The organism is Streptomyces sp. NPDC102467, assembly GCF_044765445.1.
Lineage (GTDB): Bacteria > Actinomycetota > Actinomycetes > Streptomycetales > Streptomycetaceae > Streptomyces.
Genome location: NZ_JBIWKA010000014.1, coordinates 162,441 through 175,206, shown reverse-complemented (window position 1 = coordinate 175,206; position 12,766 = coordinate 162,441). Strand labels below are relative to the sequence as shown.

Below are 12,766 nucleotides of genomic sequence, written 5' to 3'. Positions count from 1 at the left end.
GTGTGCCTATGTACAAGGTGCGCTACAAGGTGCGATACGGGGTGCGGTACGAGGTGTGTGCTGCTCCGAGCGTATAGGCCGACAAGGACAACAGGCCCCGGGTTGTGCCCACTCCGGTTCACTACGGTTTCGCTACGGCTCCAGGACCCCGTCCGTCAGGCCGTCGTGCAGGCCCTGGACAAGTTGCTCGCCGAGCCGGCCGGCGAGGCGCAGGGCGTCCTCGAAGGCGGCGAGAGACCTGAACCGGGCGCCGTACCCGGCCTGTTCCGCCAGGGGCAGCCGGGGCAGCTGGAGGCGCCGCACGTCGAGCCGGGTCGCGGTGGACGCGTAGCTGCTGGCCTGCCGGTTGTTGGCGGTGCCGCGCAGGAATCCGGCGAGGAACCAGGGGTCGAGCGCGGCCGGGTCGGGCCTGAGCAGGGCGAGGCCGCGGCCGAGGGCGGCGCCCGCGGTGGCCTCGTCGACGACGCGGACGACGGCGCCGCCGCCGACGACCGGCACGACGACGTCCCCGGCTTCGAGGAGGACGGGTTCACCGTCGGCGGCGGAGCCGGTGTGCGTGCCGGAGGGGGCGGCGCCCGCGAGCACGTCGTGGTCGGTGAGCACGGGTACGCGCGCGTGGCCGCCGGTGCCGCTCGCGGCGGTGGCGGAGGCCGTGACCGGCGCGGAGGTGGCGGCCGTGCGAAGGGTGAGGGCGCCCGCGCGCGCGAGTTCGCCGATCGTCGTCTGCGGCCAGCGCGCGGGGGACGCGGTCGGGGGCGCGTCCTGCGGGGCGAGCTTCGTGGTCAGGCGCAGGGTGTCGGCGAGCCGCTCGCGTACAGCGGTGAGTTCACCGGCGCCGCCGGCCGCGGCCGGCGGGGGCAGGCGGCGGGCGGGCGCGAGGTCGACCTCGTCGTCGAGGAGTTCGATGACGGGCACGGACCGGGCGAGCCCGGGGCGCTCCGCCAGGGCCCCCGCGCGGTCGAAGGTGCGCCAGGCGTCGAGCACGGCGTCCCGCACGGCGGCCCAGGCCTGCTTCTCGCGTACGTCGCCGGGGCCGGCCAGCGATGTCGTGTCGACGAGCAGCAGCTCGGGTGCGGCGGGGGCGGCCGCGGCGGGCCTGCGCAGGACCCACAGGTGCAGCGGGATGTTGTTGGGCGGTACGGCTCCCGCGGGCAGCGCGATGACCGCGCGCAGGGCGCCGCGGCGCAGCAGGTCGGCGCGGATACGGCGGCCCGAACGGCGGGACGTGACGGCGGGCGGCATCAGGAGCACCGCGGTCCCGCCGTCTTTCAGGCGGGCCAACGCGTGCTGCACCCAGGCCAGTTCGGACTCGGTGCGGGCCGGGAAGCCGTACTCCCAGCGCGGGTCGTAGGCCAGCTCGTCGTGGCCCCAGCCGCGCTCGTTGAACGGCGGGTGGGCGAGCACCACGTCGGCCCGTACGTCGCCGAGGGCGTCGTGGCGCAGGGTGTCGGCGGTGGCGGTGCGGATGGCGGGCGCGGCTCCTTCGCCGTCGTGTCCGTCGAGGGCCAGGCGCAGCGCGGTCAGGGCGGCGAGCTCGGCGGTGGCGTCCTGACCGTAGAGGCGCTGTCCGGGGCGGGTGTCGAGGGCGCGCACGGCGTGCAGCAGGGCGCCGGTGCCGCAGGCGGGGTCGAGGGCGGTGCCGGCGGGTCCCGCGAGGGCGGCCATCAGCTCGGCGGGGCCCGGCGGGGTCAGGGTGTACTGGCGCGGGTTGGCGTCGAGGTGGCGGCCGAGGAGGAACGCGAAGGTGGAGCGGGCGCCCCGCTCGGCGGCGAGTTCGGCCGCGCCGCGCAGCAGCGGTACGGACGGCAGCAGGGCGGTGGACGTCGGGGTCGTGAGGGCGCGCTCGGTGGCGTGTCCGAAGCGCGGGGTGAGGACGCCTTCGAGGGCGGCGGGCAGCAGTTCGGCGAGGGCGCGGTCGTCGTCCGTCCTGGTGAGCGCGAGCCATTCGGTGGGCCGGTCGTGGACGAGCAGCAGGACGCTTCCCGCGTGCAGCAGTGCGGTGACCGGGCCCGCGGGGTGTCCCGCGAGCTGTTGCCACACGCGCTCGCGCAGCGGGACTTCGGCGAGCTTGCCCTGGGTGCGCAGCCACTCCTCGACCTCGGGGAGCGCGAAGGAGGGGCTGGTCTCGGTGCCGCCGACGGGCTTGGGGAAGTCGGCGTGCCGGCGCCGCCAGTTGCTGACCGCGGCGCGGCCCACCCCGGCGAGCCGGGCGATCCCGGCTGCCGTCACCTCTGTCGCGTTGTCCTGCACCGCGTCGGCTCCCCTCGGTGGCGTTCGGTTGCATGCGGCGGCATGCGGTCGCATGCGGTGTGGACCGCCTGTGTACGCCCGACTCTATCGACCTCCGCGTAAGAGCCCGGTTCACAAGCAGATAGACGCCAACCTCCGTGAACACGGTTGACTCGGTTCACACGGCATGGTCTGCTTAACCCAGCCAACCGCCGGATACACGGAAAGCCGGGGGGAGGTTGGCGTCTCTCATCTCGGAGGAATCCATGTCCCAGACCCAGCAGCAGCCCCAGTACCCGCCGTTCCAGCCGCAGCAGCCGCAGCAGGTCGCGCGCAATGGTCTGGGGACGGCGGCGCTGATCCTCGGCGTCATCGGCGCGCTGTCCGGACTCGTCCCGATCCTGTTCTGGCTGGCCGGTGTCCTCGGCGTGATCGCCCTGATCCTCGGCCTGACGGGCAGAGGGCGCGCCAAGCGCGGCGAGGCGACGAACAAGGGGGTGGCACTGACCGGCGTGATCCTGGCGCTGGCCTCGCTCGGCCTCGCGGTCTTCGGCGCGTACACCACGTTCAAGGCCGTCGACGACGCGGTGGACCAGATCAACAAGTCGGTGTCGGACACGAAGGCCAAGGACACGAAGGCGTCCGGTGACGCGAAGGGCTCGGGGGATTCCGGTACCGGCAAGGACGACAAGAAGCCCGACGCCGGCAAGGCGCTCGAGGCGGGCGACTCCGTGGTCTACGACGACGACCTGACGGTGACGGTGTCGAACGCGGTGGCGTACAGCCCGAGCGAGTTCGCGGCGGGCCACACCAAGGGCAACCACGCCTACAAGGTCACCGTCACGGTCACCAACGACAGCAAGGAGAAGTTCGACTCGACCCTGCTCACCGCCGACGCCCGCGCCGGTGCGGACGGGGTCGACGCCGAGCAGGTCTTCGACGAGAAGGTCGGCACCGGCTTCGACGGCACGATCCTGCCGGGCAAGAAGGCCACGGTCGTCTACGCCTTCGACGCCCCGGCCGCCGCCAAGAACCTGACCGTCGAGGTCACGCCGAGCTTCGAGTACAACGCGACGCAGTGGGACCTGAAGGTGTAACCGTCAGCACCCCGGGGGCAGATGCGGCACGCGCTCACAGCGCGTGCCGCATCCACACGTTCGGTTCGACGTACGCGGCGCGGTCGTGCTCCGGCTCGCAGGCCACCGGCACCAGGGCGCCGGGCACCTCCACCGGCCCGGCGGTGTCGAAGGGGAGCCCGGTCCACGCGCGCCACTGCGCGAGAGATCCGGACACGGCCATCGAGGCGGGCGCGACCTTGTCGATGACGGCGCCCGCGCGGACGTGCACGCGCAGCCACGGGTCGCTCGGCAGACCGTCCGACTCCCGTACGCGGTAGGCGTATTCGCTCATCGGCGTGGCCGGCTCCAGGTGCTTGGCGCTGGGCCGCACGGGCGCGACGACCTCACAAAAGCCCCGGCCCCGCGCGTTGTCCCGCATGGCCGCGAGCATCCGCCCGGACAGGCCCTTGCCCTGCATCCCCGGCACGACGGTGATCTCGATCGCGCTGACCGTGTCCGGGGCGACGCCCCGCTCCCGGTCGCCGAACGCCCACTGCAGCACCTGGTCCCAGCCCCGGTCCGGCAGCTGCCCGCGCCCCTCGGCGTGCAGCGCGAACGGCACGCTGAAGCCCCGGGCCACGACGGCCCCTTCGGCGTCGGTGGCGACGAGCACGTACTCGGGCAGTTCGTCGCGCACCCGGGGCATCAGCATTACGGCGACCGGGTCCTGTACCGCGAAGTCGGGCCAGTTGTCCGGCATGCCCCACATCGGGGCGGCCAGTTCGGGCCGCTCGGCGAGCGTGGTGATGGTCAGGACGGGCGCCGAGGATCCGGAGTGCGGGTTCATCCCGTCATCGTGCATGGAAGCGGGGCGGTGCCGCAGTCGGATTTCCGCCGGTGGGCAGCTTCTGGTCCGGGCAGCCGCCGAGCACCTTCTTCATGGCGGCGCTCTCTGCGGCGGTCACCCACACCCCGTACTTCTTCTTCACCGCGACCTGCCCGGCGACGTACGTGCAGCGGTATCCCTTGTTGGGCGGCAGCCAGGTGGCCGTGTCCCCGTCTCCCTTGCTGCGATTGGGCGTCGCGTCCACGGCGAGGAGGTTCAGCGGGTCGTTGGCGAACGCTATGCGCTTGCTCGGCTCCCACTTGAAGGCGCCCTTCTGCCAGGCGTCGGAGAGGGCGACGAGATGGTCGATGTCGACCTTGCTGGCGCCGCGCTTGAAGGAGATGTCCTTGCCGCCGTAGGGGTCGGGGGCGAGCGTGCCGGCGACGACCTTGCACTCCCCGTCCGAGTAGCGGACCGACGTGAGGTCGCGCTTGAGGATGTCGTCGCGGGTGTCGCAGCGGTTGGAGTCGGTGTCGGCCCACGCGGTGCCGAACCGTTCCCGCGCGTAACCGGTCTTGGGCGCACGGCCCTTGATGGTCAGTCCGTCGACGGCGGCGAGCGCGCTGCCCGCCCTGCCTTGCGGCTCGGGTCCCGCCCCGCCGCCCGTCGTGTCCGTCTCCGCCTTGCAGCCGGTGACGGCCACCGCGGCCATCAGCACGGCGGCCGCTCCCCGCCCAGCGCCTCGCAACACGACGCCACCTCCCCTTTTGTTCAAGTCCGGCCCCGCTCAGCACCGGTGTCCATGGCAGACGATTCCTGCCATGGACACCATCACACTCTCCGGGCCCTGCTCGGCGACTACCCCAGGATCGACGTGAGGAACTCGCCCACCCAGGCCAGCAGCTCCCGCCCGACCAACGGCTTGCCGCCCACCTTGGCGGTCTTCGGACGCGGTACGAGGAGCTGGTGCGAGGCCGCCTTGATGACCGTGCCCGGGTAGAGCCGCTTGAGGCGCAGCTCCTGCGACTCCCTCAACTCCACCGGCGCGAACCGGATGTTGTTGCCCTGGAGCACCACTTCGCCGACACCGCAGGCCCGCGCGAACATCCGCAGGCCCGCGACCAGGAGCAGGTTCTCGACGGGCTCGGGGAGCTTGCCGTAGCGGTCCGTCAGCTCCTCGCGGACCTGCTTGACGTCGTCCTCCATGTTCGCCGAGGCGATGGCGCGGTAGGCCTGGAGCCGCAGGCGCTCGCCCGGCGCGTAGTCGTGCGGGACGTGCGCGTCGACCGGCAGCTCGATCTTGACCTCCAGCGGCGGCTCCTCCTGTACGCCGCCTTCGAGGGACGCGCGGTAGTCCGCGACGGCCTCGCCGACCATCCGTACGTACAGGTCGAAGCCGACGCCCGCGATGTGGCCGGACTGTTCGCCGCCGAGCAGGTTGCCCGCGCCGCGGATCTCCAGGTCCTTCATCGCGACGTACATGCCCGCGCCCATCTCCGTGTGCTGGGCGATGGTCGCGAGGCGCTCGTGGGCCGTCTCCGTCAGCGGCTTCTCCGGCGGGTACAGGAAGTAGGCGTAACCACGCTCCCGGCCTCGTCCGACGCGGCCGCGCAGCTGGTGGAGCTGCGAGAGACCGAAGTTGTCGCCGCGCTCGACGATGAGCGTGTTGGCGTTCGAGATGTCGATGCCGGACTCGACGATCGTCGTCGAGACGAGGACGTCGAACCGCTTCTCCCAGAAGTCCACCACGACCTGTTCCAGGGCCTGTTCGGACATCTGGCCATGGGCTGTCGCGATCCGCGCCTCCGGGACGATCTCGCGGAGCCTGGCCGCCGCCCGGTCGATGGACTCGACACGGTTGTGGATGTAGAAGACCTGGCCCTCGCGGAGCAGCTCGCGGCGGACGGCCGCGCCGATCTGCTTCTCCTCGTAGGGCCCGACGAAGGTGAGGACGGGGTGGCGCTCCTCGGGCGGGGTGGTGATCGTCGACATCTCGCGGATGCCGGTCACGGCCATTTCGAGCGTACGGGGGATGGGGGTGGCCGACATCGTCAGCACGTCCACGTTCGCGCGCAGCTTCTTCAGCTGTTCCTTGTGCTCGACGCCGAACCGCTGTTCCTCGTCGACGATGACCAGGCCCAGGTCCTTGAACTTGGTCTCGGAGGAGAAGAGGCGGTGGGTGCCGATGACGAGGTCGACCGAGCCGTCCTGGAGTCCTTCGAGCGTCGCCTTGGACTCGGTCTCCGTCTGGAAACGGCTCAACGCCCGTACATTGACCGGGAATTGGGCGTACCGCTCGGAGAACGTGCCGAAGTGCTGCTGGACGAGGAGCGTCGTGGGGACCAGGACCGCGACCTGCTTGCCGTCCTGTACCGCCTTGAACGCGGCGCGCACCGCGATCTCGGTCTTGCCGTAACCGACGTCGCCGCAGATCAGCCGGTCCATCGGGACCGTCTTCTCCATGTCGTCCTTGACCTCGGCGATCGTGGTGAGCTGGTCGGGCGTCTCCACGTACGGGAAGGCGTCCTCCAGCTCCCGCTGCCAGGGCGTGTCCGCGCCGAAGGCATGTCCCGGCGCCGCCATGCGCGCGCTGTACAGCCGGATCAGGTCGGCGGCGATCTCCTTGACGGCCTTCTTGGCGCGGGCCTTCGTCTTGGTCCAGTCGGCGCCGCCGAGGCGGTGCAGGGTCGGCGCCTCGCCGCCCACGTACTTGGTGATCTGCTCCAGCTGGTCCGTGGGGATGTAGAGGCGGTCGCCGGGCTGGCCGCGCTTGGCGGGCGCGTACTCGACGACGAGGTACTCGCGGGTCGCGCCCTGGACGGTGCGCTGCACCATCTCGATGTAGCGGCCGACACCGTGCTGCTCGTGCACGATGTAGTCGCCGGATTCCAAGGTGAGCGGGTCGATGGTCTTGCGGCGCCGCGCGGGCATCCGCTGCCCGTCCTTGCCGGCCGTCCGCTGGCCGGTCAGGTCGGTCTCGGTGAGGACCGCGACCTTCAACTCCGGGTGTACGAAGCCGACTTCGAGGCAGCCGCAGGACACCTGCACCACGGAGGGGGCGAGTTCGGCGAGGTCCTTGTCGAGGCGGGCCGCGATGCCCTCGCCGCCGAGCACCTCGACGGTACGGGCCGCGGGGCCGTGCCCCTCGGTGACGAAGACCGTGCGCCAGCCGTCGGCGAGCCAGCCCTTGGTGTCGGCCAGCGCCTTCGCGGTGTCGCCCCGGTACGTGTCGGGGGCGTGCATGCCGAGCTGGAGCGTGTCCGCGTCCGAACCCGAGGCGTCTGCGGCGAACGGCGACACCGACCACCACATCATGCCGAGCTCGCGGGCCCGGTCCCGGACGTCGGCGATGCCCCACAGCGAGGCCGCGCCCACGTCGATGGGGGCCTCGCCGCCGGTCGCCGACGCCGCCCAGGACGCCTGGAGGAACTCCTGCGAGGTGGCGACGAGGTCGGCGGCGCGGGTGCGGACCCGCTCGGGGTCGCAGACCAGCGTCATCGAGCCCTCGGGCAGGACGTCGAGCAGCAGCTCCATGTCGTCGACGAGGACGGGCGCGAGGGACTCCATGCCCTCGACGGCGATGCCCTCGGCGATCTTGCCGAGCAGCTCGCCCAGCTCCGGGTGCTGTTCGGCGAGGGCGGCCGCTCTGGCCCGTACGTCCGCGGTGAGCAGCAGTTCCCGGCAGGGCGGGGCCCACAGGCCGTGCTCGGCGATCTCCAGGGAGCGCTGGTCGGCGACCTTGAAGTAGCGGATCTCCTCGATGTCGTCGCCCCAGAACTCGACGCGCAGCGGGTGTTCCTCGGTCGGCGGGAAGACGTCCAGGATGCCGCCGCGCACCGCGAAGTCGCCGCGTTTCTCGACGAGTTCGACCCGGGCGTACGCGGCCGCGGCCAGCGCCTCGACGGTCTCGTTCAGATCCGCGCTCTGCCCGCTGCGCAGGGCGACGGGCTCCAGGTCACCGAGCCCCTTGACCTGCGGCTGCAGCACCGAGCGCACGGGGGCGACGACCACCGACACCGGGCCGGTCTCGGGGTCGTCGGTGCGCGGGTGCGCGAGGCGGCGCAGCACGGCGAGGCGACGGCCCACGGTGTCCGAGCGCGGGGAGAGCCGCTCGTGCGGCAGCGTCTCCCACGACGGGTACTCGACGACGCCTTCCTCGGGCAGCAGGGAGCGCAGCGCCGCGGCCAGGTCCTCGGCCTCGCGGCCGGTGGCGGTGACCGCGAGGACGGTCCGTTTCGCCTCGCGGGCGAGGGCGGCCACGGTGAAGGGCCGGGACGCGGGCGGCCCCACGAGGTCGATGTGCATCCGGTTGCCGTCACCGGCGGCCTTCACCGCTTCGGTGAGGGCCGTGTCCTTGACGACGGCGTCGAGAAGTCCGTACAGGCTCATGTGGGCGATTCCCGTCGGGGGTGGGCAACGCGAACAGCCCGGTGCGTGTCACGCACCGGGGGTGTCCAGCCTACGACGGCCCTCTGACAAACGCCGACCGCTGCGGGTTTGCGCAGCTCAGCGATGGTGCGTATGCCGTGATGCGGGTCTACCGGGCCTCGCGGAGAGCCCCGATGGGATGCTCGGACACCGCGAACGCGGCGAAGTCGGCGTGCTGCGCGCGCGGGGTGGCCCAGCTGGGGTCGCCGCCGCCGAAGAACGTCGAGAAGAAGACCCCTTCGATCCGCAGCTCGTCGGTGGTGCGGAACTCGAGGCCGGTCCGGCGCAGTACCCGGCGGCCGTCGAGGAGGACGGTCACCGAACCGTCGGAGCGGTCGGGGTGGTTGAGCCGCACGGACTGTTCCACGCACACCCAGCGGCCGGCCGGCCAGGACCAGTCGCCACGGCCGAGCGAGGTGCCGTGCACGAGCGAGGTCGGCAGATACGCGTACACCTCGCCGCGGCCGCCGGAGCGCCACATGTAGCGGGTGGACAGACCGTTCTCGCCGTCCGGGACGTGGCCGCCGCTGGTGGCGTGCCCGCCGTACAGGCCCGGCAGTTTGCCGCCCTTGACGAAGTCGAAGCCGTGCGGGAAGCGCAGGTAGTAGCGGAGATGGAGCCGGTCGACCGGCCCGTCGCGCAGCGGCAGATACAGCTGGGTGCCGCCCTGGGGCCGGTCGTAGGTGCGCGCCACCGTCGGGCTGGCCGAGCGCGCGGGGTAGTGCACCCGCAGGAAGGGACCCGATGCCGGGCCGCCGTCGGTCAGCACGGCGGCCCGGTCGAGGCCGAACGAGCCGGGGCGGCGGGCGCTCACCCGGGCGTCGTCGAAGAGCCGGAGCACCCCTGCCGCGCGGCCGTCGAACGCGCCGCTCGGTGTCGGGCCGCCGGACGGCCCGCCGTGGTCCCCCGAGCCGGAGGAGCAGCCGGCGAGCATCGCCCCGGCCGCCGCGGCGCCCGCCGCGAGGAACTGCCGTCTGCGTATGGCTGTCACTTGCGGTCATCCCCTTGCTGTCACGTGCCGGGTGCGGTGCCGGGCGGCGGGTCAGGTGATGTTGCGTACGTGGGGCGCGACCCGCGCCGGCGCGGTCCTGCGGTGCCGGAACTGGTGGACGGTCTGCAGCAGGATGGCGAGGCCGAGCGCGGCCAGGGCGGCGAAGCCGAGCCAGGGAAACGGCGGAAGGGTGATCACGGTGTTGCCGTGGCGCCGTACCGAGCCGTCCCCTGCGAGTGCGATGGGCGCGCGCACCCGGGAGTCCGTCAGGTCGAGCCCCGCCCCGGCATCGGCGTCCACGCCTTTGCGTTCGGCGATGACGTCCAGGCCGACGGCGGCGACGTGGGTCCCGGCGGCGAGGTGCACGCCGCGCCGGGTCCGGCTGACGGTGAACTCCTCGATGCGGGTCCTGCCCCGCAGGTCGATGGCGGTGCCGCAGCCGGTGACCGAGCCGCCGCTGATCTGCAGCCCCGGCGACGCGGACGAGAGACCGCTGCGGGACGTGCCGCTGATCCGCACCCCGGTCAGGGTCACGTCGCGGGTGGTGGCGGAGGCGGTGATGCCGATCCGCCCGCCGCTGACCTCCATGCCGCGCAGCTCGACGTGGCGGGCCCGGCCGTGGACGGCGACCGCGATGCGGGAGCCGCGGACCGCGGTGCCGTCGACGACGACGTGCGGTCCGGTGACGGCGATGCCCCGCTCGAAGCCGCTCAGCTTTCCGCCGGAGACGGTGACGCCCACGATGTCCGCGCCCAGCGAGATGCCGGTGCCGTCGCCCTCGTTGGTCAGCTCCGGTGCGCGCAGCGTCACCCGGGAGTCAGGACCGAGGACGTCCACCGCGCGGGGCGGCCCGTGCACCCCGTACTCCCCGTGCACGACGGGCCGCGTCACGGTGCACGCGACGCAGGACGTCAGCCGGATGCCGCCGCCCAGATCGCCGTACGAGACCGGGCGGGTCAGGGTGAGGCCGCGCTGGGCCGTCGCGTTGATGCCCATGTCGTAGTTGGCGCGGGTGGTGATTCCGGTCAGTTCGCGGTTGTCGAGCCCGCTCACGACGACGCCGTGCCGGCCGTTCCGCTCGGCGGACAGGCCCTTGACCGTGGTGTTCCGGTCGCCGTCCAGGACCGCGCCGTCCTCCACGGCGCCCGTCACGGTGACCCGGTCGAGCCGGACGCCGCGGGCCCCGGCGAGGCGGATTCCGGTGCGGTTGTCGCGGAACGTGGAGCGGCTCGCGCGGCCGGTGCTGCCCTTGCCCCAGGTGACCCCTGACTCGTTCGGCGAGACGGCCCCCGGGCGGCCGAACCCGGTGACGGTGGAGCTGTCGATGTTCATCCGGCCGCCCGCGCCCATCGCCAGGTACGGCCGCCCGGCGACGTGTCCTGCCACCGGCCCCGTGCCGTTCGGGGGCGCCGAGGCGAGGGTGGCGCCGACGATGTCCAGCAGGGCGTTGGAGCCCCTGATCCAGGTGCCGGAGGCGGCGGTCGCCCCGGCGCTCAGCAGGACGGTGCCGTCCGCGGGGCCGATCTGCAGGGCGGTTCCCGGCGCGAGCAGGACGGCCGTGCGCACCCGCATCCTCGGCTGCGGGCCCGGCTCGTACGCCACCCAGCGCCGGCCCGTGTGGGCGGAGAGCCAGCCGAGCGTCACCGTGCCGGGCCCCGGGTCCAACCGCTTCACCGCCCGGCCGCGCTCGACCAGCGTGACGGAGCCGGGCCGCAGCACCATCAGCCGTTCGGGGCGGCCGTTGCGGGCCCACGCCGCGATGTCCGGGTCCCCGTCGGTGCGCACGGCGGCTCGGGCGCCGGGGCCCGCGGCCGGCTGCGCCCGGCCTTCCGGCGCCGCGCCGACCAGCAGGGCCAGGGCGGCGGCGGTGATGACGCCGAGCGTCCCGAGGCGGGTGCGGGTGATGACCGGCATCAGGCGGCCTCCGCTTTGCCTGCGGTCTGCGCGGTGCGGACCACAACGCCGTTCTCCACCGAGACCTGCCGGGTGAGCCAGCGCTGTTTGCGGATGGTGAGCAGCGCACAGATCTTGATCACGGACATCACGAAGGACACCACCACGAAGCCGGGCACCAGGAAGAACGACGTGGGCCTGCGCACGAGGTGCGGCAGGATCTTCATCGACCGGCTGACCCACCACCAGACGAAGAGACAGGCGACGAAGAACCAGTCCTCGCGGACGATCGCGTACGTCATGAAGAACGGCGACAGCAGGAGGGTGAAGCTGCTGACGCCCTTGTCGATCATGGTGCAGGCGAGAAAGGGATGCCGCCAGACCCAGCGGCGCGACAGGGCTCTGAGGTCGGAGCGCCAGGTGTTGCGGGCCCAGCGCAGCCGCTGCCTGACGAAGATCCGCGAGGTGTTCGGGAAGGTCGACCAGACCCGTGCGGTGCGCTGCATGTAGGTGAGGTGACCGCGCTCCAGGACGAGCGTGGTCAGGCGTTTGTCGTCGCCCGACATGCACGGCACGCCCAGGAACGTCTCGGACATGAAGTCGTCGGACACCTCCAGGAGGAGGGCGCGGCGGTAGACGGCGGTGCGTCCTGAAAGGCAGGAAACCGCGCGGCCCATGACGGTCTGCGCGGCGTTCTCGTCGAAGTACCGGTAGTCGAGGAACATGTCGGTGACGCGCTGGAGGAAGCCGCGCGGGTTGTAGACGTTCTGCCGGGTGCCGACGCCGCCGACGCGCGGGTCGGCGAAGGGCTTGCAGACCTCGGCCGCCACGTCCTCGGCCCAGATGGTGTCGGAGTCGACCAGCGCGACCAGTTCCGTTCCGCACGCTTCCCAGCCCTTGCGCAGGGCGTCGCGTTTGCCGGGGACATCGGTGACGACGACCGTGACCGGGTAGCGGTCGGCGACCTGGCGGCAGGCGTCGTCGGTGACGTCGATGACGAGGACCACCTCGTCCACCCCGTTCGCCAGCCAGGACTCGATGGCGTGGGCGAAGATCTCCGGGTCCTCCTGGTAGACCGGGACGACGACGCCGAGCGAGCACCGGAAGTCGTTCTTCACCGGCCGGTACAGGACGGCCGGCGCTCTGCGCAGCAGCCAGCAGGCCCAGCGGACCAGGCCGAGGATGCCCAGCGGCAGGTAGACGAGGTAGTACCTGAAGTCGTCGAGGGTGCTGGCGAAGAATCTGCTCATGACCTGTCCTCAGGGGAGTGCCTTCGGGGTCGGCCGGGCCGTCCGGCGGCCCCGTCGTGACGGGCCGCCGGACGTCCTGGCGATGTCGGAC

The 12,766-nt window shown here is 72.4% G+C and carries 8 protein-coding genes; 1 reads left to right on the top strand and 7 read right to left on the bottom strand.

What is annotated here, in order from left to right; genetic code table 11:
* Nucleotides 1-132: 132 nt before the first annotated feature.
* Entirely contained in the window at nt 133-2,250 is a 2,118-nt protein-coding gene (locus ACIREE_RS28655) for an N-6 DNA methylase (protein WP_404158107.1), read from the bottom strand.
* Between the two features lie 245 nt (nt 2,251-2,495).
* On the opposite strand from ACIREE_RS28655, the gene ACIREE_RS28650 reads away from it, so the two are divergent.
* Entirely contained in the window at nt 2,496-3,326 is an 831-nt protein-coding gene (locus ACIREE_RS28650) for a DUF4190 domain-containing protein (RefSeq protein ID WP_404158104.1), read from the top strand.
* A gap of 34 nt (nt 3,327-3,360) precedes the next feature.
* Here ACIREE_RS28650 and ACIREE_RS28645 read toward each other — a convergent pair whose 3' ends face one another.
* The 6 genes from ACIREE_RS28645 to ACIREE_RS28620 form a co-directional block, all read right to left on the bottom strand.
* On the bottom strand, nt 3,361-4,134 hold the full coding sequence (locus ACIREE_RS28645) for an N-acetyltransferase (RefSeq protein ID WP_404158101.1): 774 nt from the start codon (nt 4,132-4,134) through the stop codon (nt 3,361-3,363).
* 4 nt (nt 4,135-4,138) lie between these two features.
* Nucleotides 4,139-4,825: an HNH endonuclease family protein gene (locus ACIREE_RS28640; protein ID WP_404158381.1), complete on the bottom strand. Its 687-nt coding sequence runs from the start codon at nt 4,823-4,825 to the stop codon at nt 4,139-4,141.
* Nucleotides 4,826-4,971: 146 nt separating this feature from the next.
* Nucleotides 4,972-8,502 carry a transcription-repair coupling factor gene (mfd, locus tag ACIREE_RS28635; protein WP_404158098.1) on the bottom strand — a complete coding sequence of 1,177 codons (3,531 nt, stop codon included), beginning with the start codon at nt 8,500-8,502 and terminating at the stop codon, nt 4,972-4,974.
* A 148-nt stretch (nt 8,503-8,650) separates the two neighbouring features.
* Nucleotides 8,651-9,532 (bottom strand): polysaccharide lyase, encoded by an 882-nt coding sequence (locus tag ACIREE_RS28630; protein ID WP_404158095.1) that lies wholly within the window; start codon nt 9,530-9,532, stop codon nt 8,651-8,653.
* Between the two features lie 51 nt (nt 9,533-9,583).
* The gene (locus ACIREE_RS28625) at nt 9,584-11,446 is read right to left on the bottom strand and encodes a right-handed parallel beta-helix repeat-containing protein (protein ID WP_404158092.1); all 1,863 of its coding nucleotides are present in this window, start codon (nt 11,444-11,446) and stop codon (nt 9,584-9,586) included.
* Nucleotides 11,446-12,675 carry a glycosyltransferase gene (locus ACIREE_RS28620; protein ID WP_404158089.1) on the bottom strand — a complete coding sequence of 410 codons (1,230 nt, stop codon included), beginning with the start codon at nt 12,673-12,675 and terminating at the stop codon, nt 11,446-11,448. The genes ACIREE_RS28625 and ACIREE_RS28620 overlap by 1 nt, the downstream gene beginning before the upstream one ends.
* Nucleotides 12,676-12,766: the final 91 nt, after the last annotated feature.

Bases quoted from the DNA above. Each gene is read 5' to 3' on its own strand.
- ACIREE_RS28650 (WP_404158104.1), top strand. From the start codon at position 2,496: ATGTCCCAGACCCAGCAGCAGCCCCAGTACCCGCCGTTCCAGCCGCAG.
- ACIREE_RS28645 (WP_404158101.1), bottom strand. From the start codon at position 4,134: ATGAACCCGCACTCCGGATCCTCGGCGCCCGTCCTGACCATCACCACG.
- ACIREE_RS28640 (WP_404158381.1), bottom strand. From the start codon at position 4,825: ATGGCCGCGGTGGCCGTCACCGGCTGCAAGGCGGAGACGGACACGACG.
- mfd (WP_404158098.1), bottom strand. From the start codon at position 8,502: ATGAGCCTGTACGGACTTCTCGACGCCGTCGTCAAGGACACGGCCCTC.
- ACIREE_RS28625 (WP_404158092.1), bottom strand. From the start codon at position 11,446: ATGCCGGTCATCACCCGCACCCGCCTCGGGACGCTCGGCGTCATCACC.
- ACIREE_RS28620 (WP_404158089.1), bottom strand. From the start codon at position 12,675: ATGAGCAGATTCTTCGCCAGCACCCTCGACGACTTCAGGTACTACCTC.